The following is a 25375-nucleotide window of genomic DNA, read 5'->3' on the forward strand; positions in this document are numbered from 1 at the left end:
GTCCCTGAGTATCAGCGTCGCGCTCTGGTTTTGCTGGGCGCTGAATTTCAGCAGGCTGCCGCTTCTCGGTCCGGGAACGATCGATTTCTGGTTCAGGTCCAGCGTCATCGACAAGGGCAGCCCTGCGGTATCCAGATAGACATTGTTCGGTTCGTAGGCAACCAGGCGCGGGATGAAACCGACGCCGTCCTTGCCGGTATGGCCGACCTTGATGTTGTTGGCGTAGATATCGATGGGTTGCGACACCGGCACTTCCACCATGGCGAAGCTGTCATCCATCCAGCGGCTTGCTCGCACGTGGCCGCCAAGCAGGGCGAAGCCGCCGCGCGCTTCCAGTTGCAGGTTGCTTTGGCTATCCACATGATTGGCATTGATCGTGTATTCGCCGGTGGTGCCGAGATAATTGGCGCCGATGTCTTCGCCGCCATTGTCGAACAGCGCTTTGCGCGCGCGATAACCCCAGCCGCCTTCCTGCGGTGCGGTTTGCTGGTATTCGGCGCTCAAGGATTTGCTGCCCGGCTGGCCATTCGCCACCAATTGCACAAAACTCTGGTGTTCCAGCGGAATCACCCAGACGATGTTGGCGGACAGCGGACGATCTTGCGTCAGGGATTTCAGAAATCCGATGCTGATGGTGCCGCTGCTACGCAAGTTGAAATTGATCCCAGCATTCACAGCGCGCACGTTGTCCTGGTTGCGATTGACCTGGCTCAGATAGCCCAGCGCCAGATTGGTGCTGGCGCCGACGGAAAAATTCACTTGCGCCTGGATTTGCCGGGCAGGCGCCAGCATGTCGTCGCCTAAGCCGAGCTGCCAAAAGCGCGGCCCGGCGGTCTGGGCGCGCACGGTCAGGGCATATTGTTCGCCCTGGCGGTCGAATTGCAGGTATTGCAGGGTATCGTTGCCGCGTTCCGAATTGCTGGCGGCGAGGCCGCCGCTCAGCAGACCGATATCCTTGACCGCCACGACGGCGTCAGCGCCCAGCGATTCGCGCCCCCGCATCACCTCGCCATGGCTTTCAACCGTGAGACTGTTGCTGACGCCGTAGCGTACCGTGGCAGAACTGAAGGCCTGGCCGTAGTCGCTGTTCCTGGTGCCGAAATTGTTGCGCAAAGCACCGATTTCATAAGAGACGTCTTTGGTCCCTTGCCGCAATAGCTGGGCGCTGGTGATGTAACTTTGGTTGTAAACCTGCTGCCGCCCGAGCAGATCGTGCACCACCATCTGCACATTGCCCTGGCCGGCATATACCGGCAGGTTGTTGATGGTGAACGGGCCGGTATCGACCGGCTGCTTGAGGCGCAGGATGTTATCCACGTAGATGTCGACCACCGACGGCGCGGCGGCGCTGCCGCTGAACGCCGGCAGCGGGATCGCCTGGTAACCGGGAATGGTGGAGAATTTGGTGCGCCATTGCAGGCCGCCGAAATACACCGGGCGCGAAAAGGAACTGCTGCCGCTGACGCTGTCGCCTACCACCAGCGTCATCTGTTGTTCCGGAAAATCGCGGGTGTACTGGCTGTCGAGCCGGAACACCGAACGCGTGCCGGTGAGATCCTGGCCGACGAAGCGGCTGGTGTAAGTGCCGCCGCCGCTGAAGATGCCGATCTCCGTCAACGCCGACAGATTATTTCGACCCTGGCCCTTGGCGTAGTTGACGTCGTAGTTGAGAAAGGCTCCAGTCGTGGAAACTTGCTCCAGCATGCGCTGATGATCGCCAAGATTGAATTCCGAGCCGATGAACGCGGTCGCCGGCGCATGGATATTCAGCGTCTGGGTGCCGGCTTCTATTTCGGCATGGACGCCGGGCAGGGCATCAAGCGGATAGTAGTTTTCCTGATGGCTGCTGATGGCGGCGACATTCGGCAAACGCAAGCGGGCCTCCGTCAATAGCTGCGACGGCACGATGATACCGTTTGCCGCAGTACGCAGAATAAGCGTTGCGTCTGTCAATTTCTTGTCGTTGACGACAACGGCCAATAGAATTTCCTGTTCAGTCGCTGGCTGATCCGCTGCTGCCGGCGCCGGGGTTTGGCAGGCGATCAGGCTAGCGGCTAGATACCTGGTCAGCCTCCAGCGTGAGGTGTTCTTCAATCTCGCCCTTGTCTGTCAGAATGTGCAGTCGAACCGCGCCGGCACGGAGTTTCCCGGTCGCCAAGGACCATTCCTTGCGCTGACCTGGCAAAACATAAGCAGGTGTATTGATTTGCAGGCTATCCTTGCCGTCGGCATTGCTTAGCTGGATCTGGATAATCTTGCGATGGACGTTGCCCTCGTTGGCAGCCACCAGCAGCAAGTCGCCGGCCTCGCGTTTCAACTGCCAGGAAATTTTTTCCTGGCTGATTTTCGGGCCGATGAATACCGGGATGCTCACTCTCAGCAAAGTTCTCAGGCCGGGAGCCTGCGGGCCGCTTGGCGGCACTTCGTCGATCAGCAGCCGGTAGCTTTTCTCGGTTGATGAGTTCTCCTGATGGCGCAGGCCAAAGCGCAGGAACTGCACTTGGCCGGGGGCGATTGCAAATATCGGCGGATTCAGCAACAGCGCATCGGTTTCGCTGAGTACTTCCTTGCGGCCATCCGTGCTCCAGTCGACCGCATCCACCTGGATGCGCACCGGCTCGTCACCGGTATTTCTGATTTGCAGGACGCCGGTACTGCGTTCCGTAGTCAGGTCGAAGCCGATCGGATTGACATTGAACGATGCAGCGGCGGCATTGCCTGCCAATTGGACACAAAGACAAACAGCTAGTAGCGTTAGCCATTTGCCTGGTTTGAGCGGCATCAATTAGTCGGCCTAAAACGTGACAGTGGCAACTACCGTATCGGTATAAGTCGCTGCAGGCTGGGACTGGGCGGCGGGAATGCTGGCGTAGATGGTGATCGGAGTAGCCAGGCCGGTAGCGACGACTGCGGTAGGCGCGCTCGCCGGGGTGCCGCCCCAGGTGACGGTATGGCCAGAGTCGGAAAACAGGCCGTAGTTGAGGAATGTCGGCGTTGCGCCACCGCTGGAGAGTCGGCGCAACGGTACTGCTGCGGTCGAGCCGGTTCCCGGATTGGCGCCTTGTGCCAGGGTAATGACCGGACTGGCGCCGATGGTGCAGGTGGTGGTGACGCTGGCAGTCGCCGTCTGCGGCGTGGAGGCATTGGTGACGATCGGATCGTAGGTAGTGGTAAAGCCGAGCGTGGTGATGCTGCAGTTGTTGGCGATGGTGACCGTATTGGTCATGGTCGCCGTAGCGGTTCCGGCAGAAGCAGGGGTGGATACAGTTGCACAGGCTGTTGCTGACGCGATAATCACAATGCCGTTCCGAACAAACTTTCTCATGGCAAATCTCCCGATTGACATTTACTGTTGTGGAAATCCAGGTGAATGCTTGGATATCTGTTGTATGCCACTCCTCCCCAGCGATTAAATTTTCCTTAAGGAAATATTGTTTCGAGTCATTATTGAACTCATAGGGAAGCGGCGTCAAGTTACATTTGGTTTTTTATTTAAAAGGCAACATTTCAATGGATTTATCTCTATAGTTTTACATTCATCTGCAAATGGTTTTCAGGCAAGAATGTTAAGATCATTTATTATTGCGTTTAAAATGCAACAATTGTATGATGACTACATCGCGAACTCATGCTCCGTTTTCAGCGGGTGGCAAAGCCATGCAATTCACTAAATTTACAGATTTCGGTTTACGCGTCCTGATGTATCTGGCGGCAACGCCGGAGCAGGGCGTCATTACCGTGGGCGAGCTGGCGAATCAATTCGATATTCCAAAGAACCATCTGAACAAGGTGGTCAATCGCCTGGTCAAGCTGGGCTGGATCAGCGCAACGCCTGGCCGCAACGGCGGCTTGCGGATGGCGCAGGCGCCGGCCAGCCTGCATCTGGGCGATATTCTGAGCGCGCTGGAAGGACACAAGGGCCTGGTGGGTTGCGATGAACCGCCTTGCGTGTTGCGCGGCAGTTGTCACTTGAGGCGCGTGCTGGATATCGGTCAGCGGGAATTCTATGCCGGCATGAACCGGCATAGCCTGGCCGAACTGGTCGTGCCGCCTACGTCGACCGCGATTGCACGCATGCATTTCCAGCCGATGGCCGGCGCCTGATATTGCCGAAAACCTGTGCGCCGCCAGGCGGCGCACTTTTTTAACTTAATTGTAGTATTTTAAATGTCACAATAGGAGTTCACTATGCTTTCCGCCGTTTCCCGTCCTTACATCGCCGCTTCCGTTCCTGTCCTGCGCGAACATGGCGTCACCATCACACTGTGTTTCTACCGGCGTTTGTTCGCTGCCCACCCTGAGTTGAAGAATATTTTCAACATGCCGAACCAAGAATCAGGCATCCAGCAGCAAGCGCTGGCCTCGGCGATTTTTGCGTACGCCGCCAATATCGATCATCCCGATGCGCTGGCGCCGGTCATCAGCCGTATCGCCCACAAGCACGTGAGCCTGGGGATCAAGGCCGAGCATTATCCGATCGTCGGCAAGCATCTGCTGGACGCGATTGCCGAGGTCCTCGGCGCAGCCGCCACACCGGCATTGCTGGCTGCCTGGAGCGAAGCCTATGGCATGCTGGCGGATGCCTTGATCGCGGCTGAGCGCGCGCTATATCAGGCGCATGGCGTCGAGCCGGGCGAGTACCGTTCGGTCACCGTGGTTCGCAAACAGAAAGAAAGCGAGACCGTTACTTCCTTCTACTTGCAGGCGACCGATGGTGCCGTATTGCCGTCTTTCCAGCCGGGCCAGTACATCAGCGTCGCCGTTGATGTCGCCGAACTGTCATTGCGCCAGTTGCGCCAGTACAGCCTGTCCGATGCGCCTGGCAACGGCCACTGGCGCATCAGCGTCAAGCGTGAAGAGGGTAGCCCGGCCGGCCTGGTATCGAACCTGTTGCACGATCAGTATCGGGAAGGTGATGTGCTATGGGTCAGCCCGCCTTGCGGCGATTTTGTCATGTCGACGGAGACCGCCGATACGCCGCTGGTGCTGATCAGCGCCGGAGTCGGCGTCACGCCGATGATGAGCATGCTGCAGGGCAGCTTGCAACAACACCCGGATCGGCCGGTCAACTTCCTGTACGCCACGCTCGACGGCCGGCACCATCCGCTCAAGCGCGAGCTGGACCGGCTGCTGTTGCAGCATGGGCGGATGCAGTCGTACGTAGCCTATGAAAGGCCGGCCGCAAATGATTGCGTGCCGCAGGACTATCAGCAGCAAGGCCATCTGCGCCTGGCAACCGTGCCGGATGCGCTGCTGCCGCAGAACGCCGCCTATTTTCTGTGCGGGCCGGCGCCGTTCATGCACGCCCAACATCAGGCTTTGCTGGCGCGCGGGGTCGCCGAACGGCAGATCCGGCAGGAAGTGTTCGGGCCGTCCTTGCTGGGGCACTTGCAATAAACGGTGTTGCCGGCAAGGCAAAAATATTTCTCACTATTTCTCATTATTGCACGATGAATTTGCTTAAAAACACAAGTAACTAACGTACCATATGAGCAATATTTTCTTGGAGGCATGCCCTGTGAGAGCGCGATCGATCTTTTGACCGCGCTCCGACGTCGATTGCTGCGGGGTCTGTCCAATTTGAGTTCATCCGCCTTGCACCGATCGAGGGTTCCATGCCGCAGCCAGAAGACGCAAAAACCAGCTCCAACAAGCTAATGCGCTTGCTCTCTTCCATTTTTACCATCATCGGCAAAATCCTGCGTCCGTTCTGGATGCTGGTCCTGTGGTTGTTGAACCTGGTGTTCGGCAAAGTTTCGTGGCAAGCCCCTGCCTGGGCCCGCTGGAGCGGGCGTCAGGGGCAGGCAACCATTGCTGCTGCGCGCAGCAAGCCGCGCCATTTTCTGCTTGGCTTGCTCTGTGCGCTGGTGCTGGCCGGCGGCGGCTGGTACGGTTATCACTGGTGGCAGGCGCGGCCGAAGCCGGTCGAAGTGATGCTCAAGGTCAGCAATCCCGGGCGCACCGAAATTGAACAGGAAGATCCCGCCAACCGGCTGCCCAAGCCGCTGCTGATCAGTTTCGACCATTCCGTGGCGACCTTGGCGATGGTCGGCAAGGATGTCGCTAGCGGCATTACCGTCAGCCCGGCCATCGCCGGTACCTGGCATTGGAATGACGACAAGACCTTGAGCCTGACGCCAAGCGAAGACTGGCCGGTGGGCAGTGAATACCAGGTCGGTTTCGACAAGAAATTATTCAGCCCGGAAGTGCGGTTGGCGCAGTACGACGCCAAATTCAACAGCGCGGCGTTCAAAGTCGATATCGCCCGTACCGAGTTCTATCAGGATCCGCTCAATCCGGTCGTCAAGCAGGCTGTGGTGGAGCTGCATTTCAGTCATCCGGTCAATTCCAGCGATCTCGAAAAGCGGATCGAAATGCAACTGGGCCAGCAGTCTGCCGGCGTGCTCGGCATCGGCAAGGAAACCACGTCATTTACCGTCAGCTACGATAAATTCAAGCTGAGCGCCTATGTCCGTTCGGCCAACCTGCCGATTCCGAAAGACAGCGGCAGCCTCGCTTTCACGCTCGCCAAGGGCGCCGTTGCGGCGCGCGGCGGCCAGCCATTTGCCGATGCCTTGAGCGCAAAAGTGGCAGTGCCTGGCCTGTATAGCCTGGTGGTGACCGACATGACGCCGCAAGTCGCAACCAACGACAAGAACGAGCCGGAACAAGTCTTGATCCTGACCACCACGGCCACCGTACACGAGCGTGAGATGAAAAAGGCGATCAGCGCCTGGGTCCTGCCTAAAACGCATCCGGATGACAAAGGCGTGATCAAACCAGCTAGCGACGACGATACCCCGGAAGCCTGGGGTGTTGATGAAATCACGCCGGCGATCCTTGGCAAGTCGACCCGTTTGGCGCTGGAGCAGATTCCGGCCGAACACGAGTTTACCGATACCCATAGCTTCAAATACCGCGCCGATGTCGGCGCCCAGGTTTACGTGCAGGTTGAATCCGGCCTCAAATCGTTTGGCGGCTATGTTCTCGGCAAGGCTGACCGACGGGTGGTGCAGGTGCCGCCATTCCCGGCTGAACTGAAGATTCTCAGCCAAGGTGCGTTGCTGACCATGAGCGGTGAGAAAAAAGTCGCCGTGCTGGTGCGTGATCTGCCTGGCGTAAAAATTGAAATCGGCCGGGTCTTGACCACCCAGTTGCAGCACCTGGTGTCACAGTCCGAAGGCAATTTCGCCAATCCGGAGTTCTATGCCCGCTTCGGTCCGGACAATCTGACTGAGCGCTTCGAAACCAAGATCCCGTTGCCGGATCTGGAGCGCGGCCGCGCCCATTATGAAGCGGTCGACATGAACCAGTATTTGAAAGGCGACGGCGAGGCGCGTCGTGGGGTATTCCTGTTGACCGTGAGCGGTTACGATCCGGCCGCCGAAGAGCGCGACAAGAAAGAGCAGGCCAAGAATCAGCGCCAGCCAGGGGAGCCGGCTTCAGCTGACGGTGCTGCCGAGGCTGCTGCCGATTGTGGCGATAATTGCAGCGACCAAGGCGACGCCAATGGCGATAACAATGCGAACGGGGATAGCGGCGATAATGCCGTGCCGGAAAGCAAAGTCGACAAGCGCCTGGTGATCGTCACCGATCTCGGCATCCTGGTGAAAAAATCGCTGGACGGTTCGCAGGACGTATTCGTGCAATCGATTTTCAACGGCAAGCCGGTAGACGGTGCCAGCGTCGAGATCATCGGCAAGAATGGCGTCACCTTGTTTTCGCAAGCCACCGACGCCACCGGCCGTGCCCATTTCGCCAAGATCGATGGCTTGACCCGTGAACGCGCGCCCTTGATGGTGCTGGTCAAGAAGGCCGGCGATCTCAGTTTCATGCCGTTGAATAAAACCGACCGCGCGCTGGACATGTCGCGCTTCGATGTCGGCGGTGCCAAGAATGCGGCGGTGGCCGATCAAGTCTCGGCCTATCTGTTCAGCGACCGCGGCATTTATCGCCCCGGCGACACTTTTCACATCGGCATGATCGCCAAATCCGCTAACTGGGCCGGCGGCCTGACCGGCCTGCCGCTGGAAGCGGAAGTGCTGGATGCGCGTGGCCTGACCGTCAAGCGTGAAAAAATCAAGCTGCCTGCCGGCGGCTTCAGCGAGTTGTCCTACACCACGCAAGAGGATGCACCGACCGGCAGCTATAGCGTCAACTTGTACCTGGTCAGGGATGGCAAAGCCGGGGCCCAGGTCGGCAGCACTAGCGTGAAAGTACAAGAGTTCCAGCCGGACCGGATGAAAATCGCCGCCAAGTTCAGCGCCGGGACCAGTGAAGGCTGGCTCAATCCGAAAGACCTGAAGATACTGGTCAATGCGCAGAACCTGTTCGGCACGCCGGCGGAAAACCGCCGGGTGACGGCGGAGCTGACCTTGAGTCCGGCTTTTCCGGCTTTCCGCCAATTTCCCGACTATAAATTCTACGATCCGCAACGCGCCACCGATAGTTACAACGACCAGCTCGGCGATGAAACCACCGATGAAAAGGGCGACGCCGTATTCGATCTCGGCTTGTCGAAGTATGCCAAGGCGACTTACCGGCTGCAGGTGCTGACGCGCGCCTACGAACCGCAAGGCGGGCGCGGCGTTGCTGCCGAAACGGCGACGCTGGTTTCCGAATTGCCATATCTGGTCGGCTTCAAGGCCGATGGCGCGCTCGATTTTGTCTCGCGCGGCGCCCAGCGCAACGCATCCATTATCGCCCTCGATCCGAAGGCGCAAAAGACCGCTGTGTCCGGCCTCACGTTGCAGCAGATCGAGCGCAAATATGTGTCGGTGCTGACCAAGCAGCAGGATGGCGGCTACAAGTACGAATCGCGCAAGAAGGAAATCCTGCTGAAGGAAACGCCGCTCGCGATTCCCGCTGCCGGTTTCAGCCTGGCGCTGGCCAGCGATACGCCGGGCAATTTCGCCTACGTCATCCGCGATGCCCAGGGCCTGGAATTCAACCGCATCGAATACGCGGTGGCCGGCAAGGGCAATGTCACGCGCAGCCTGGAGCGCAACGCCGAGCTGCAACTGACGCTGAACAAAAAGGACTACGTACCGGGCGAGGACATCGAGGTCAGCATCCGCGCGCCCTACGTTGGCGCCGGCCTGATCACCATCGAGCGCGACAAAGTTTTCACCCACCAGTGGTTCAAGACCGATACCCTGGCCTCGGTGCAAAAAATCCACTTGCCGAAGGATTTCGAAGGCAACGGTTACATCAGCGTGCAGTTCATCCGCGATCCCTCGTCCGACGAAATTTTCATGAGTCCCTTGAGCTATGGCGTGGTGCCATTCGCCACCAGCCTGGCGGCGCGCACCAATACGCTGACCCTGAACACGCCGGAGCTGGTCAAGCCGGGCCAGTTGCTGAAGATGAAGCTGTCGTCCTCACAGGCGACCCGGGTGGTGGTGTTTGCGGTGGATGAGGGCATCTTGCAGGTGGCCCGCTACCAGATGGCAGATCCGCTGGCGTTCTTTTTTCAGAAAAAAATGCTGGAAGTGCGCAGTTCGCAAATCCTCGACCTGATCCTGCCGGAATTCAAGAAGCTGCTGGCAGCCAGCGCGCCCGGCGGCGATGCAGAAGGCGCCATGGGCAAGCATCTGAACCCGTTCAAGCGCAAGCACGACAAGCCGGCGGTGTATTGGTCCGGCATTGTCGATATGCCTGCCGGCGACAAGGAATTCTCTTATCAGGTACCGGATACCTTCAACGGCAGCATGCGGGTGATGGCGGTCGCGGTTAACGACAATACCATCGGCACCGCCCAGACCAAGGCGTTGGTGCGCGGCGATTTTGTGATTTCGCCGAATGTGCCGCTGGCGGTGACGCCTGGCGACGAGTTCGATGTCAGCGTCGGCGTTGCCAATAACGTGGCGGGTTCCGGCAAGGATGCGGCGGTGGCGCTGACCTTGAAAACCACGCCGCATCTGCAGGTGATCGGCAGCGCTACGCAAACCTTGAAAATCGGCGAAATGCACGAAGGCGTAGCAACTTACCGCGTCAAGGCGGTCGATGGCGCACAGGCCATGCTGGGTTCGGCGACATTGAGTTTTACCTCTACGCTAGGCAGCAATGCCGGCAAAACCTCGAAACTGGTGACCGATGTCTCGGTACGGCCGCCGGTGGCGCGCTATACGCAACTGAGCATGGGTAATTTCACCGGTTCCGTCGAGGTGCCGCTGAAGCGTTCGATGTATCCGCAATATCGCACGCTGGAAGCCGGCGTCTCGTCTTTGCCGCTGGTGCTGGCCGGCGGCTTGTCAAGTTACCTGGCTAATTTCGATCACCTCTGCACCGAGCAGATGGTCAGCCAGGCAATGCCTGCGCTGCTACTCTCGAAGCGTCCGGAATTCGGGAAGTCCGAGGTCAAGCTGCCGACCGCACGCAGTTTCGACGCAGCCTTGAAAATATTACGCACGCGGCAAAATGCAGAGGGTGGTTTCGGGTTGTGGAACGCCTCCGTGCAAGCCGATGAATTCGCTTCCATCTATGCGCTGCACTTGATGCTGGAAGCGCGTGAACGCGGCGAAGCGGTACCGGCGGACATGCTGCAGCTGGGCTTGGATTACGCACAGAAACTGGCTGCCAGTCCGGCCAACGACTTGCCGCAATTGCGGGTCCGCGCCTACGCAGCCTATTTGCTGACGCGGCAGATGGTGGTCACCACGCCGCTACTGACCAGCATTCGCGAGACGCTGGAACGGCGTTATCCGAAAGAATGGCAAGGCGATCTGGCGGCGGCCTATCTGGCGGCTTCCTATCAATTGCAAAAGCAAGACAAGCTGGCCGGCAATCTGATCGACAAACAGGTCGAGCAACTGGTCAAGCCTGGCAAGCCTTTCGGCTACGACTATTACTACGATCCGCTGATCAGGGATGCGCAGGTGCTGTACCTGTTATCGCGTCATTTCCCGGCGCGGGTCAAAGCTCTGCCACCGTCGGTGATGGCGGCGCTGGTCAAGCCGATCGGCGATGGCAATTTCAATACCTTGTCGAGCGCTTACCTGATCCTGGCGTTTGACGCCTATGCCAATGCGATGGGTCCGGATGCGTTGGGCAAGCTGTCGATTACCGAGATCGACGCCAGCGGCAAGCAGCATCCGCTGACTTTACCGGACAATCTGGTGCCGCGCGTCGCCTTTACGCCTGGCAGCGCCAAGCTGCGTTTTGGCACCGACAGCAAGCTGACGACCTACTACTCGGTGACTGAAACCGGTTTCGACAAGGCGCCGCCGAAAGAGGAATTGCGGTCCGGGATGGAAGTCCTGCGCGAATTTGTCGGCGCCGACGGCAAGCCGGTCAGTGCCGTCAGCGTCGGCGATGAGTTGACGGTGCATCTGAAATTCCGGGCCGTTAATCGTGAAGCCGTGCCGAATGTGGCTCTGGTTGATTTGACGCCTGGCGGTTTCGAGCCGGTGCTGGATACGCCGGCCGAGCCGGAAGCCGGCGCCGCCGACGGCAGCGATGTCGCCAGCAGTGACCAGAATAGCGTCGCACCCAAGACGGCGCTGGCCGGCCTGGCCGGCGCCAAATCCAACTGGAATATCACCTACGCCGATGTGCGCGAAGACCGGGTGGTGTTTTATGGCACGGTCGGCAAGGATTTCAGCGAAATCACCTACCGTATCAAGGCCACCAACAGTGGCCGTTTCACGGTGCCGCCGGCCTATGCCGAATCGATGTATGAACGCAATGTGCAGGCCCGCTCGGCAGCGGGTCAAAGCTTGACGGTGAATGCCCCGGACAAGAAATAAGCGCCTGGCAGGGAAAAAGCGGTTGGAGTGTTGAATTGAGACGTCGAGTTAATCTGTTGAGCCGCGATTCTGTGATTGCTTTTATACGGCGTCATCGGCAAGTAGCGCTAGGTTTGGCAACGGTGGCGCTGTTGCTGCTCGGCCTGCGCCTGTGGCCGCATCCGTCTTTGCGCACGGCCGCGCCAAGCTCCACCGCGGTATACGCCAAGGATGGCGAGTTGCTGCGGCTGGCGCTGGCGCCGGATGAGCAATACCGCCTATGGGTGCCATTGAACGATATCGATCCACGCCTGGCGGAAGCGGTGCAGCTGTATGAAGACCGCTGGTTCTACTGGCACCCCGGCATCAACCCGCTGGCGCTGGTCAGGGCGGTGACATCGACTTACGGCGGCGGTACGCGGCAGGGTGCGTCAACCATCACCATGCAGCTGGCCCGGCGCCTGTATGGCATCCAGAGCCAGAACGTCGGCGGCAAGTTCCGCCAGCTGGCGGCGGCGCTGTGGCTGGAAGCACGCTACAGCAAGCGTGAAATTCTTGAAGCCTATCTGAACCTGGCGCCGTATGGCGGCAACATCGAAGGCGTGGCGGCGGCCAGCCTGATCTATTTCCACAAACGTGCCGAACATCTGACATTGCCGCAAATCCTGGCGCTGGCGGTGATTCCGCAAAACCCCGCAAAGCGCGGCGGCATGTCGCGCTTGGGTGGCAGCGCGCAACAAGAACAAAACCGCGATCAGGCGCGTCAGCGGCTGGCGGCAACCTGGCTCGACAAGCATCCTGAAGCGCGCGCTTACCGGGCCGACCTGGCAGCCAGGGTACCCCTGTATTCCACCAGCAGCCTGCCTTTCCTGGCGCCGCACGCCAGCGATTATCTGCTGCGCACCAGAGCCGGTGGCGAGATCTGGTCCAGCATCGATCTGCCGTTGCAGAACACCCTGGAGCGTATCCTGACGCAATTTGTCGCCAATCGTCGCAATGCCGGCGTCAACAACGCGGCGGCGATGTTGATCGACCGCAGCAGTGGCGAGGTGCGCTCGGTCATCGGCTCGGCCAATTATTTCGACAAGAGCATCGATGGCCAGGTCAACGGCACGCAAGCCAAGCGTTCGCCAGGTTCGACCCTGAAACCGTTCATCTACGGCCTGGCGCTGGATCAAGGCTTGCTGCATCCGATGACCATCCTGAAAGATGCGCCGACCACCTTCGGTCCGTTCAGCCCGGAGAATTTCGATGGCCGTTTTATCGGTCCGATCGCCGCCCAGGATGCGCTGGTCCGCAGCCGCAATATCCCGGCCGTGGCGCTGACGTCAAAATTGTCGCAGCCGACTTTGTACGAATTTCTGCAGCAAGCCGGCGTCAGCAAGCTGGCTTCGGAAAAACTTTACGGCCTGGCGCTGGCCTTGGGTGGCGGCGAACTGACCATGGAGGAACTGGCGCGACTGTACCTGATGCTGGCCAGTGACGGCGTGCTGCGGCCATTGCACTATGAAAGAACGGCCGCGGCGCAGACGCCAGGGCACCCGCCGCCGGAAGACAGCAATCGCCTGCTATCGGCGGAGGCAGCCTTCATCACCATGCAAATGCTGCAAACCAATCCGCGCCCCGATACCGGCGAGCCGGGTATCCCGGCCATCGCCTGGAAGACCGGCACCTCGTGGGGCTTTCGCGATGCCTGGAGCGCCGGCGTGTTCGGCAATTATGTATTGCTGGTCTGGGTTGGCAATTTCGATGGCAGCGGCAATCCGGCTTTCGTCGGTGTGCAAACCGCGGCGCCGCTGTTTTTCAAGATTGTCGACAGCATGCGCGCGCAACGGATGGACTCAAAGATAGTGACGCTCAAGGCGCCGCCGAATGCGACCCGGGTCGAGGTCTGCCGCGCCAGCGGTGACCTGCCGAATGCGCTGTGCAAGGATCGGGTGCAAACCTGGTTCATCCCGGGCAAGTCGCCGATCAAGATCAGCAATCTGCACCGCGAAGTCAAGATCGATACGCGCAGCGGCCTTGCAACCTGTGCGGATGGACCGTATACCCGCACTGAAGTATTTGAATTCTGGCCGACCGACATGCAGCGCCTGTTCCGCGAAGCAGGCATGCCGCGCCGCCAGCCGCCGACGCCGGCAAATTGCAACGGCCAGGAGAGCGTTGCCGAAGATGGGCCGGCGATTGTGTCGCCCAATGCGGGTGCGATCTACACCTTGCAATTATCGAAGATGACGCCGATCTCCTTGCGCGCCAACGCGACGGCGTCGCAAGACATGCTGTTCTGGTTTGCCAACGGCGGCCTGATCGGCAAGGCGCGCGCCGCCGACAGTCTCGGCTGGCTGCCGGCGGCGCCGGGCAATTATCAGTTGCGGGCGATCGATCAGGAAGGGCGCGCCGACGGTCGCGAGATCGAGGTCGAATTCGTGCCTTGATTGCCAACACATCCGGCTGATGGCGACTCTCATTTCAATGTGGTAATGTTTCACTCCTAAAAATTCATTAATAGGGAAGACGATGCGATTTCACTGGGTTTTGGCGGCGCTGCTGGTTCCAGGCATGACCATGGCGGCAGAGGGTATGTGGACTTTGGACAATTTGCCGAAGGCGAAGATGCAGGCGGAGTACGGGTTTACGCCGAGCGAGGCGTGGATCAAGCGTACCATGCTGGGTTCGGTGCGGATTGCCGGCGGCTGTTCAGCGTCCTTTGTGTCGAAGGACGGGCTGGTGATGACCAATCATCATTGCGCATCCGAATGCCTGGATCAAATGTCGACAGCGAAAAAGAACCTGATCAAGGACGGCTTCCTGGCCAAGAACCGCGAACAGGAATTGAGCTGCCCTGAAATCGAACTGAACCGTCTGGAGCTGATCACCGACGTCACCACCCAAGTCAAGAGTGCGACCGCCAGCCTCGAGGGCGCCGCCTTCAAGAATGCGCAAAATGCGATCAAGGCCAAACTGACTTCGGCCTGCGTCGGCAACGACAAGGAAACCGTGCGCTGCGACCTGGTCGACCTGTATCACGGCGGCCAGTACCAGGTTTACAAATACCATCGCTTCCAGGATACCCGCCTGGTATGGGCGCCGGAAAAGGCCGCCGCTTTCTTCGGCGGCGATCCGGACAACTTCAACTTCCCGCGCTACGACCTCGATATCACCTTGCTGCGCGCTTATGAAGACGGCAAGCCGGCCAAGATCGACAGCTATTTCCCGTTCAGTAAAAGCGGCGCCGAAGACGGCGAAATGGTATTCGTCACCGGCCAGCCGGGTTCGACCCAGCGCCAGCTGACCGTGTCGCAACTGACTACCATGCGTGACCTGACCTTGGTCAACACGCTGATCCGGCTCTCCGAATTGCGCGGCGTGCTGGAGCAGTACAGCAAGAGCAGCCCGGAAGCAGCCCGCAATGCAGGCCAGATGCTGTTCGGCGTGGAAAATGGCTACAAGGCCCTGCGCGGCCGCCTGAGCGCTCTGCAAGATCCGGTGCTGATGCAACAAAAGCAGGATGATGAAACCGCGCTGCGTAAATTTGTCGCGCAGCAGCCGGCGTTGCAAGCCAAGATTGGCGGCGCCTGGGATGCAATTGCCGCTTCGCAGAAAGCGTATCGTCAGATCGAAGCGCCTTACGGCATGATCGAAGGCGGCCGCGGCTTCAGCAGCAAGTACTTCAGTTACGCGCGCGACCTGGTGCGCGGCGCCGAAGAGCGCGCCAAGCCGAATGGCGAACGGCTGCCGGAATATGCCGACGCCAAGCTGCCTGAGGTAGAGCAGGAATTGTTTTCCAGCGCGCCGGTATATTCCGATTTCGAAAAAGTAACGCTCGGGCTTTCGCTTACCAAGATGCGCGAAATCCTTGGCACCGACGACGCGTTCGTCAAGCAGGTGCTTGGCAAGCAATCGCCGGATCAGCTTAGCGCTGCCTTGATCGACAACACCAAGCTGGGCGATCCGGCAGTGCGCAAGGCGCTGTGGCAGGGCGGCAAGGAAGCCATTCTGAAATCCGACGATCCGTTGATTAAAATGGAACTGGCGCTGGATCCGGCCGCGCGGGCGATTCGCAGCCGTTATGAAAAGGAAGTGGAATCGGTCCAGCAAAAGAACTCGGAGCTGATTGCCCAGGCGCGTTTTGCGCAACAAGGGACCAGCGCCTATCCGGACGCGACCTTCACCTTGCGCCTGTCCTACGGTGAAGTGAAGGGCTGGAAAGAAGGCGACAAGCAGATCCCGCCGTTCACCACCATCGGCGGCGCCTTCGAGCGGGACACCGGCGCCGACCCGTTCGCCTTGCCGGCGTCCTGGCATGCCGCCAAGGCCGCAGGCAAGCTGAACCTGGCGCAACGCTATGACCTGGTCAGCACCAACGACATTATCGGCGGCAATTCCGGTAGCCCGATGATCAATCGCAACGGTGAAATCGTCGGCCTGATTTTCGACGGCAATATCCATTCGCTGGGCGGCGCATTCTGGTACGACCCGCGCTACAACCGGTCGGTGGCGGTGCATAGCGGCGCGATTCTGGAAACGCTGAAAAACGTCTACGGCGGTGAAGAACTGGTCAAGGAAATCCAGGCGCGTTAATTGGCAAATTTAATTGCCCGCATTAAGCGACCACATTAAGCGACACCTCTAAAAACTCCGTCATCCCCGCGAACGCGTCACCTAGGTGGAGACGCCGAGGCGGAGGATCCAAGTTACTGATTACAATGGATTCCCGCGTTCGCGGGAATGACGCAGCGAGGGTTATTCGAGGTCCCCTTAAGTAGTCTAAATCTCTTACAATAAATCCCTCCCGGTGGCGACGCCGGGAGGGATTATTAATTGGAGCTTCCATCGATGCTCATCATGAAGGAAAGTGATTTGGAGACGATAATTCCCGGTCTGCCCCTGATTCCCACCTTGCCATTAATGAAAACCCGTGCTGTCCTCGGGCGTATAGCAAATAACGCTGGGCCACGAATTCCGCTTCAATCCTGCTTTAGGCGACTATGAATTTTCTACACTACGTGGCGATTTTCTTCGCCGGCGCATTTCTGTGCAATTGCATTCCACACCTGGCCAGCGGCTTGCGCGGCGAGGCATTCCCCACGCCTTTCGCCAAGCCGCGCGGGGTGGGTGATTCCTCGCCGATGCTGAATTTTCTCTGGGGCTCGGCCAACCTGCTGGTGGGCGCAATCTTGTATACGCGTTCAGCGCTAGCGCCGGGTATCAATCTGGAATGCGGCTTGTTTCTTGCCGGCTTCCTGATCATGGGACTTTACCTGTCGCGTCATTTTGGCGCAGTCCGGCGCGGCAAGAACCAGTAGTAGCGTCCCCCCGTCAGCGCTCTTGCACCAATTGGTTCAGCAACAGCCTGACTTCCGGGATCAGTTCGCTGGCTGTCAATCCGATCGGCCCGATACCCTGCGCCACCAGTTGATCGGCGGCGCGGCCGTGCAGCCATACCGCCGCCAGCGCCGCTTCCCATTGCGGCCAGCCTTGCGCCAGCAAGGCGCCGCATATGCCGGACAGGACATCGCCGCTGCCAGCGGTCGCCAGCGCCGGATTGCCGGTGGGGTTGACCACTACCGCGCCATCAGCGCGGGCGATAATGCTGCCGGCGCCTTTCAGCACCACTACCGCATTGAAGCGACTGGCGAGCTTACGCGCCGCCGCCACCCGGTCGGCCTGGATGTCACTGGTGCTGACGCCAAGCAGGCGCGCCGCTTCCAGCGGGTGCGGCGTCATGAGTGCCGCGTGCTGGCGTTGCGCCACCTGGATGTGCAATTGCGGCTGGCGCGCCAGCAGATTCAAGGCATCGGCATCCAATACCAGCCAGTTGAGCGCATCCAGCGCGCGCGTCAGCAGCGCCAGTGCGCTATCGGCCACGCCCAGACCGGTGCCGACCACCAGCACGGCGGATGAGAAATCGAGATCGGCAGCGTGGCGGCACATCAGTTCCGGCTGCGCGCTGTCGTACGCCGGCGGGTTGTCGGCATAACCGACAAACACGCGGCCGGCGCCGCATTTGGCGGCGGCGCGCGCGGCCAGGATCGGCGCGCCGGCCATGCCCGCTGCGCCGCCGATCACGGCGACGTCGCCAAAACTGCCTTTGTGCGAATTGCGCCGGCGCGGTTGCAGGTAATCGCCGAACAGGTCTGGCCGGTTCAGCCACATGTCCGGCGCGGGCAGGTAGTGCTGAGCAATCGCCAGTTCCGCGACTTCAACATCGCCGGCGTAATCGGGGCCGTCGCCGGTATGCAAGCCGGCTTTGTCGGCGATGAAGGTGATGGTATGGCTGGCTTTGACGGCGATGCCGCTGGCGCCGCCGACGACAGTGCCGGTATCGGCGTCAAGGCCGCTTGGCACATCCAGCGCCAGCAGCGGGCATGGCATGGCGTTAATCGCCTGCGCCAGGTTGCGCCAATCGCCTTCGAGCGGGCGGCGCAAGCCGATGCCGAACAGGCCATCGATGACCAGGGTCCATTGGCTGGCGTCGATTTCGGCGAACTGCTCGGGCGGCATCAGGTGCACGCCCTGTTTCTGGGCGCGGACCAATGCCTGGGCGGCGTCGGGCGGTAGTTGCGAAGGCGGGGTCTTGAGCAGCACAACGACTTCGGCGCCGGCTTTGGCCAGGCCTGCGGCGGCTTCCAGCGCATCGCCGCCATTGTTGCCGGGTCCGGCCAGGACCAGTATCGCGGCGCTATGGGCGGGGCAGGGCAGCAGCCGCAGTGCGGCTTGCGCTGCGGCCTGGCCGGCGCGTTGCATCAGGGTGTAGGCAGGCAGGTCGCGCAGGGCTGCCTGCTCGATTTTGCGGATGTCGGCGACAGGATAGATGGCGCTCATTGGGGGTATGTGCTCCGTTAGCTGGGATCAAGATCATTAGGATTTACGCAAAACTGCCCCAGCGGCGTTACTCCTCCTAGTCGTACGCCGTACTGTCTTCGTCGTCGTGCCTTGCTGGGGCAGTTTTGCGTAAGTCCTAATCATTCTACGATGATAAGGCTGTCGTAAAAAATCTGATCCCGCTTAACTGCTTTTGTCGGACTTCGATTCAACGATAGCGGGCTACCGTCAATCCATCCAGATCGACTTCCGGCACCCGTCCCGAGATCTGGTCGGCCAACACCTTGGCGGCGCCTAGCGCCATGCTCCAGCCGGAGCCGCCATGGGCGATATTGACGAACACATTGCTGGCGCCGGTAGGGCCGATCAGCGGTACTTCATCGGCCAGCATCGGCGTGTGGCCGCACCAGAAATTGGCGCTGTTGAAATTGGCGGCGTCGGGGAACCAGTCGTGCACCACTTTAAGCAAAGTGCGCAGGGCCTTGTCGTCAAATGCCATGTCTTTGGCGCCGAACTCGGCGATGCCGGCCAGACGCATGCGGGCGCCGATGCGCGCCATCGAGATTTTGTAGCTGTCGTCCAGCACTGCCATCTGCGGTGCCACTTCGTAATTCTTGACGCTGGCGGTGGCGGTATAGGTTTTGATGGCGTGCAGCGGCAAGCGCAGTCCCAAAGGTTTCAGCAATTGAGCGCTGGCGCTGCCGGCGGCGCACACCACGGCATCGGCGTTCAAGATCTCGCCGCCTATGTGCAAGCCGACCCTGGCGCCTTGCGGATCGATCGCGGTGACGGTGCTGTCGAAATGGAACTGCACGCCGAGCCCTTGCAGGATGGCTTTCAACTGCTTGGTAAACAGGGTGCAATTGCCTGAGCCAAGATCTGGAAAGTGCAGGCTGCCTGCGAGTTTCCCGGCGCTGGCCAGGGCCGGTTCCAGCGCCCGCGTTGCAGCTTCGTCCAGCAACTTGTGGGTGACGCCGCATTCGGCAAGCAGTTCCTGGGTGGGCGCCAGCGCCGCCAGTTCGGCTTCGCTGCGGAACAGACGCAGCATGCCCGGGCTCTGTTCAAAGTCGAGCTGGAAATGTTGCTGGATCTGTTCCAGCAGATCCTGGCTGTACGATGCCAGCCGCTGCATCTGGTGGGTATGGGAGCGAAACCGCTGGATCTCGGATTCGGCCACCCAGCGCCGCATCCAGCGCCATAGGGATGGGCTGAAGCGGGCGTTGAGGACGTTGGAGGCCTCTTGGTTGAACATCCCGGCCAGGATTTTCTTGCGTATGCCGGGCGCCGACCAGGGCATGGCCGAACCGGCCGACAAGATGCCGGAGTTGCCCAGCGTCGATTGTTCCGCCACATTGCTGCGTTGTTCGACTACGGCTACCTGGTGTCCGGCTTCGGCTAGAAAATAAGCGCTGCAGACTCCCATTACGCCGCCGCCGATAACCACGATTTGTTTCTGTGTCTGTTGCTGTATCACTATTGTTCTCAAGGGGGGGGCTGCAAAACTGTCTTGGCGCAGCTGATTATTCTTGCCGCAACGTTCCGCTGGTCTGCGTGCCGGTGCAGCGATCAGAATCATACCTTGAATTACTTGATAAGAGGACAGCACAGCGCATTTACAATTCAAACGCTCCGGCGTCATACGCCTTGCTATACGTTTGCCAATCCTTGCGCACCTGTACCGCGCAAGCCTGGGCGGCGTCCTGCAGCTGCTTTTTCCATTTCTTGCTTTGTCCGAAAGCGATCAGTTCATCGGCAATCGCCGAGCCTTGGCGGCCGGCGCTGCGCAATTGCGCCCAGGCGACGATGCTGCCCATGACGGTCATCACTTGCTGGATTTCGCTGACGCTGTGGCGCGGCTGCTTGAGCGTTACCCGGTCTTCGCTGGGTTGCAGGCCGCGCAATACGTAGGACGTCTTGCCGAGCATGACCGGCTGTAGAAACGCCATGGAAACAGCCTGGCAGCGCCGTTGCAGCGACACCACGCGTTGCGCGTCGCTGGTCCATTTTGGCTGGGCCACTTTCAAAAACGGCGTCAGGGATGAGGGTAGCGCCTGCTTCAGGTCCAGCAGGAAATTGCCGTCCGGCGAACCCTTGCCTTCTATCAGTATCACATAGCGGTCGACGCCGAGGCTGCCGGTGCCGGCGATGCGGCGCGCCACATCCAGCACCTTGTAGAACTCGGGATTCGGCTGTTCACTGGCGAATTTCTGCATGAATCCGGTGACTTTGGCGCGCTGCTTATCGGTGACCGGTAGCGCTTTTTTACCGTCCAGCCGCAATGTGCGCTGTTTGCCTTTGCGCAGCGTGCGCATATCCAGGTAGGTCGAACGCAAGCGCCCGCGCAAGCCGTTCAGCAGGTCGCCGACCATGCCCGGTGCCGTATCGCGTTCGATCCAGCGCGATTTACCCAGCGTCAGCGCATTGGTATAGGCATCGATAAAACTGCGGCAGAGCAGGCGTGTATCGGCAGGATTGGAGGATGAGCCGTCGGCGGCAATCAGCACGCTGGTCAGGAAGCGCACCAGTTCCCAGCTCGCCGGCGCCAGCACAGCCTCGTCGAAATCGTTCATGTCGAAGTAGGCCAGGCGATTGTCGCCCTTGTAGCTGCCGAAATTTTCCAGGTGCAGGTCGCCGCAGATCCACGCCAATGGCGCGGTTCGCATCAAGCCGCTGTAGGGAAGACGTTCATAAAACAGATGGCAGGTGCCGCGCAAGAACGTGAACGGATCGTTGCGGATGTTCTTGTATTTGAGCTGCAGGCGCTGGGGATCGCGGCCGGCGTTGTACTCCTGGATGCGTTTGACTACATTCACCATGAAAAGCCTCTCGGGGGATAAGGTTGGCTGCACTAAATATGCTGCCAATCTTACTGCATCGTCTTGACAAAAACCTGACAAAAGATAACGCAGTTTCCCCTGAGGTGATGTTTTATTTCCAGATCCGATAGACTTCACCGGTCTGTGCGCCTTCAACACTGCGGCTATAGGCCAGGGCCACGCGGCTGGCAGGAACTGCTTCAACGCCGTAAAAGAACGAACCATAGGTGGCTAGCGATTCTTGCAGCACGGTCGGGCTGACAATGTTAATGCGGATGCCGCGCTTGAGTTCGATTGCCGCCGCACGCACGAAGCCGTCCAGAGCGGAGTTCACCGTGCTGGCGTTGACGCCTTGCAGGACCGGCTCGTGACTCAGGCTGCCGCTGGTCAGCGTAATTGAACCACTATCGTTAAGGTGATGCTGGGCTACCAGCGCCAGATTGATCTGGCCCATCAGCTTGTCGCGCAAGCCGATCTGGAATTTTTCCGGAGTCAGTTCTTGCAGCGGGCCGAAATGCGCGCTGCCGGCGGTGGAGACGATGGCGTCAACCTTGCCGATTTGTCCGAACAAGCGTTCGACGCTCTTGATGTCGGTGATATCGACCTGGTACTGGCCGCTGCTATTGCCGACTTCGATGACGTCATGGCGGACTGCCAGTTGTGTCACGACTGCCTTGCCGATTGTGCCTGTGGCACCGATAACCGCTATTTTCATGGTGTGCTCCGAGAGAAGTGAAATCAGGCTTTGATTATGATTGCTTCCTGTTGGTGGATAAATAACCTATGATTACCATCACTTGAAACTCATGGTGTTTAATTGCGATGGATAGACTAACCAGCATGCAGATTTTCGTCCGCGTCGTGGAAAAGGGCGGTTTTTCCGCCGCCGCGGAGGAAGCCCGGATTTCACCCACCATGGTCGGCAAGCATGTGCGCCAGCTGGAAGAGCAGCTCGGCGTCCGCCTGTTGAACCGAACCACGCGACGTCAGAGCCTGACCGAGATCGGCCAGCTTTATTTCGAGCGCTGCAAGCAGGCGCTGCTGGAAATCGAGGCGGCCGATGCCTCGGTCAAGCAGATGCAGTTGCTGCCGCGCGGGGTGTTGCGGGTCACTGCGCCGGCGACTTTCGGCGGCCAGATGCTGACCGCCGTGATACGCAGCTACCTGGAACGTTATCCCGATGTCGAACTCGACCTGTCCTTGAATGACCGCGTGGTCGATCTGGTCGAGGAGGGATTTGAAGTCGCGCTGCGGATCGGCCCGCTGCCCGATTCCAGCCTGATTGCGCGGCCCTTGCAGCCGTATCGCTCGATGGTCTGCGCTTCGCCTGAATACCTGGCGCGTCGCGGTACGCCGCTCACGCCGCAGCAGCTGGCGCAACACAACTGCATGAGCTTTGTGCATGGCAGCCGCTATGACCTTTGGCAGTTTTCCTGTGAAGGCGTGTTGCAAGAGATTGAGGTGCATGGCAATTTTCGCGCAAACAATGGCCTGGCCTTGCGCACCGCAGCCTTGCAAGGAATCGGCATCATCATGCAGCCCGAAGCCTTGCTGCGCGACGACGTTGCCGCCGGCCGGCTACAGTGTTTGCTGCCCTGCTACGCACTTGCGCATCGGCCGATGCACATTGTCGTGGCGTCGAACCGCAAGATGACGCCCAAGTTGAAGTCGTTCATCGAGTTCGTTGTGGCGCACTTCGGCCGCGATGCGCCGCCGTTTACTACGGCAGCGTGAGCGCGGCGAACTGTGCCCGCAAAAACGCCAGCAAGGCTCGCAGCGACGGCGACATGCTGCTGCGATGCGGGTACACCATGTTGAGCGGCGTGTCTTCGCCGCCAAACTGCTGGAGCAAGATCTCTAGCCGGCCTTCAGCCACGTCTTGCCGCACATCCAGCCAGGATTTATAAGCGATGCCGACACCGGCAATCGCCCAGGTACGGGCAATCGCGGCGTCATCGGTCATGCGGTCGCCGCGCACCTTGACATCGATCGGCATTTTGCCTGGATTGCCTGAATAAAAGCGCCAGTTGTTGAACAAACCGTGCTGCAGGTAATACAGCAGGCAGTTATGCGCGGCCAGGTCTTTGGGCGTAACCGGCCTGCCATGTTTTGCCAGGTAGGAGGGCGCGGCCACCACCACGCGGCGGCTGGCCGCCAGTTCTTGCGACACCAGCGTCGAATCGTCCAGCGGGCCGTAGCGGAAAGCGACATCCACCGGATCGCGGAACAGGTCGATAACCCGATCGGAAAACTGTAGCGACAGGGTGACTTGCGGATGGCGCGCCTGGAAGGCGTCGAGCCAGGGCAGCAGCACGTTGCGGCCGACATCCGATGGCATCGACAGCCGCAAATGGCCGCTCACCGGGCCGCCGGCGTTCAGCAGCGCCTGGCCTTCACTGAGCAAGGCCAGCGCCTGGCGGCTATAGTCAAGGAACACACTGCCTTCGGGCGTCAGCCGCATGCTGCGGGTCGAGCGCACGAACAGGCGGGCATTCAGTTGCTGTTCCAGCCGCTTGAGGCTGGCGCTGGCGGTCGCCGGCAGCAGATCCAGCTGGCGCGCTGCATTCGACAGGCTGCCCAGATCGGCTGTGTAAATGAAAAGCTGGAGGTCGGTGGTTGAGTACATTATCAAATTTCAATTGAAAGTGAATCAAATACCGGCATGTTTATAAAATAATTCAACATTATCATAATGATGGCTAGTTGATTCAATTCATCCAATTAACCCACTTAACCCAGTTAACGGCCGGATTCAGATCGAAGCGGTCACCATTTCAGGAGTTTGACTATGAAAGCCATCGCCTTAACCCATTATTTACCTATCGATAATCCCGAGTCGCTGTTCGATGTCCAGCTTGATAAACCGGCGCCAAAAGGGCGCGACGTCTTGATAGAAATCAAGGCCATCGCCGTCAATCCGGTCGATGTCAAAGTGCGGGCGCCGAAAGACACGGTAGAAAAGTCGCCGCGCGTGCTGGGGTGGGACGCCGCCGGCGTGGTGCAGGCAGTGGGCCCCGGAGTCAGCCGTTTCAAAGTTGGCGATCGGGTGTTCTATGCCGGCGACATCACCCGTCCCGGCAGCAATAGCGAATTCCAGCTGGTCGATGAGCGCATCATCGGCAACATGCCGAAATCGCTGTCGTTCGAGCAGGCCGCTGCTTTGCCGTTGACTGCGATCACGGCCTGGGAAGCATTGTTCGACCGCCTGAAAGTGCCGGCCCGCTCTAGCGCGCCGGCCAAATCGATCCTGATCATCGGCGGCGCCGGCGGCGTCGGTTCGATTGCGATCCAGTTGGCGGTAAAGGTCGCCGGCCTGGATGTGATTGCCACCGCATCGCGTCCCGAGTCGGAAAAATGGGTGCGCGAACTGGGGGCGCAGCATGTGATCAACCATTTCGGCGACCTGCCGGCGCAACTCAAGGAGCAGGGCTTCGATAATGTCGACTATGTGCTGATCCTGAACGACACCGACCGTCATTTCCCGGCCGCCGCCGCCGCAGTCGCGCCGCAAGGCATGATTTGCACCATCGTCGAGAATGCCGCGCCACTCGACGTCAGCCTGCTGAAAGCCAAGAGCGCCGGCTTCATTTGGGAGTTCATGTTTACCCGTTCGATGTTCCAGACCGCCGACATGCAGGAGCAAGGCAATTTGCTGGATAAAGTCGCAGGACTGATCGACGACAAGACGGTTGTCACCACGTTAAGCCAGGTGTTATCGCCGATTAACGCCGCCAACCTGCGGCAAGCCCACGCCACACTGGAAACCGGGCGCGTGATCGGCAAGATCGTGCTCAAGGACTTTCTTAATTAATTACTTGTCTCAGGTGATACATTTTTCAGTAAAAAAACCTCTGCAGCGTCATTCCCGCGTTCGCGGGAATGACGAAATTTCAGTCGGGACAGGTTTTCTATCCTTAATCTGAGGTTGATTGAGGTTGGTAACTAATCAGGAGTACTTTTAAAGCATAAGTTGTTTTAAACACAATTTCTGGCCGGGAGTTTTTGCAC

At 59.5% G+C, this 25375-nt stretch carries 16 protein-coding genes; 8 read left to right on the forward strand and 8 right to left on the reverse strand.

Annotated features, from left to right (window positions below; all coding sequences use genetic code 11):
* The 3 genes from ABI171_RS24180 to ABI171_RS24190 all read right to left on the reverse strand — a co-directional run.
* Positions 1 to 1980: fimbria/pilus outer membrane usher protein (locus tag ABI171_RS24180; protein ID WP_348095103.1), on the reverse strand; the 1980-nt coding region annotated here is incomplete at its 3' end.
* 67 nt (positions 1981 to 2047) lie between these two features.
* The gene (locus ABI171_RS24185) at positions 2048 to 2725 is read right to left on the reverse strand and encodes a fimbria/pilus periplasmic chaperone (RefSeq protein WP_348095104.1); all 678 of its coding nucleotides are present in this window, start codon (positions 2723 to 2725) and stop codon (positions 2048 to 2050) included.
* Positions 2726 to 2794: 69 nt separating this feature from the next.
* A complete protein-coding gene (locus ABI171_RS24190) occupies positions 2795 to 3226 on the reverse strand; it encodes a spore coat protein U domain-containing protein (protein WP_348095105.1) in 432 nt (143 codons plus the stop codon).
* A gap of 431 nt (positions 3227 to 3657) precedes the next feature.
* On the opposite strand from ABI171_RS24190, the gene ABI171_RS24195 reads away from it, so the two are divergent.
* The 6 genes from ABI171_RS24195 to ABI171_RS24220 all read left to right on the forward strand — a co-directional run bounded on the left by ABI171_RS24195 (position 3658) and on the right by ABI171_RS24220 (position 17032).
* Positions 3658 to 4104, forward strand: coding sequence for an Rrf2 family transcriptional regulator (locus ABI171_RS24195; protein WP_348095106.1), 447 nt, complete (start codon positions 3658 to 3660; stop codon positions 4102 to 4104).
* A gap of 84 nt (positions 4105 to 4188) precedes the next feature.
* On the forward strand, positions 4189 to 5397 hold the full coding sequence (hmpA, locus tag ABI171_RS24200) for an NO-inducible flavohemoprotein (protein ID WP_348095107.1): 1209 nt from the start codon (positions 4189 to 4191) through the stop codon (positions 5395 to 5397).
* A gap of 218 nt (positions 5398 to 5615) precedes the next feature.
* On the forward strand, positions 5616 to 11747 hold the full coding sequence (locus ABI171_RS24205; protein WP_348095108.1) for an alpha-2-macroglobulin: 6132 nt from the start codon (positions 5616 to 5618) through the stop codon (positions 11745 to 11747).
* Between the two features lie 56 nt (positions 11748 to 11803).
* The gene (gene pbpC / locus ABI171_RS24210) at positions 11804 to 14161 is read left to right on the forward strand and encodes a penicillin-binding protein 1C (protein ID WP_348095109.1); all 2358 of its coding nucleotides are present in this window, start codon (positions 11804 to 11806) and stop codon (positions 14159 to 14161) included.
* A gap of 82 nt (positions 14162 to 14243) precedes the next feature.
* Positions 14244 to 16307 carry a S46 family peptidase gene (locus ABI171_RS24215; protein ID WP_348095110.1) on the forward strand — a complete coding sequence of 688 codons (2064 nt, stop codon included), beginning with the start codon at positions 14244 to 14246 and terminating at the stop codon, positions 16305 to 16307.
* A 407-nt stretch (positions 16308 to 16714) separates the two neighbouring features.
* Positions 16715 to 17032: a hypothetical protein gene (locus ABI171_RS24220; RefSeq protein ID WP_348095111.1), complete on the forward strand. Its 318-nt coding sequence runs from the start codon at positions 16715 to 16717 to the stop codon at positions 17030 to 17032.
* Between the two features lie 13 nt (positions 17033 to 17045).
* Here ABI171_RS24220 and ABI171_RS24225 read toward each other — a convergent pair whose 3' ends face one another.
* The 4 genes from ABI171_RS24225 to ABI171_RS24240 form a co-directional block, all read right to left on the reverse strand.
* Positions 17046 to 18551 (reverse strand): NAD(P)H-hydrate dehydratase, encoded by a 1506-nt coding sequence (locus ABI171_RS24225; protein ID WP_348095112.1) that lies wholly within the window; start codon positions 18549 to 18551, stop codon positions 17046 to 17048.
* 208 nt (positions 18552 to 18759) lie between these two features.
* Positions 18760 to 20025 (reverse strand): D-amino acid dehydrogenase, encoded by a 1266-nt coding sequence (locus ABI171_RS24230; RefSeq protein WP_348095113.1) that lies wholly within the window; start codon positions 20023 to 20025, stop codon positions 18760 to 18762.
* Positions 20026 to 20164: 139 nt separating this feature from the next.
* Positions 20165 to 21367, reverse strand: coding sequence for a DUF2252 domain-containing protein (locus ABI171_RS24235; protein ID WP_348095114.1), 1203 nt, complete (start codon positions 21365 to 21367; stop codon positions 20165 to 20167).
* Between the two features lie 112 nt (positions 21368 to 21479).
* A complete protein-coding gene (locus tag ABI171_RS24240) occupies positions 21480 to 22082 on the reverse strand; it encodes a short chain dehydrogenase (RefSeq protein WP_348095115.1) in 603 nt (200 codons plus the stop codon).
* Between the two features lie 107 nt (positions 22083 to 22189).
* Between ABI171_RS24240 and ABI171_RS24245 the strand changes: the two genes are divergently transcribed.
* On the forward strand, positions 22190 to 23101 hold the full coding sequence (locus tag ABI171_RS24245) for a LysR family transcriptional regulator (protein WP_348095116.1): 912 nt from the start codon (positions 22190 to 22192) through the stop codon (positions 23099 to 23101).
* Here ABI171_RS24245 and ABI171_RS24250 read toward each other — a convergent pair.
* Positions 23088 to 23993 (reverse strand): LysR family transcriptional regulator, encoded by a 906-nt coding sequence (locus ABI171_RS24250; protein WP_348095117.1) that lies wholly within the window; start codon positions 23991 to 23993, stop codon positions 23088 to 23090. The genes ABI171_RS24245 and ABI171_RS24250 overlap by 14 nt on opposite strands.
* A gap of 162 nt (positions 23994 to 24155) precedes the next feature.
* On the opposite strand from ABI171_RS24250, the gene ABI171_RS24255 reads away from it, so the two are divergent.
* Positions 24156 to 25178, forward strand: a complete 1023-nt coding sequence (locus tag ABI171_RS24255; protein ID WP_348095118.1) for a zinc-binding alcohol dehydrogenase family protein — start codon at positions 24156 to 24158, stop codon at positions 25176 to 25178.
* The last annotated feature ends 197 nt before the right edge of the window (positions 25179 to 25375 follow it).

This window comes from Collimonas sp. (assembly GCF_039923675.1).
In the GTDB taxonomy this organism is placed as follows: Bacteria; Pseudomonadota; Gammaproteobacteria; order Burkholderiales; family Burkholderiaceae_D; genus Collimonas.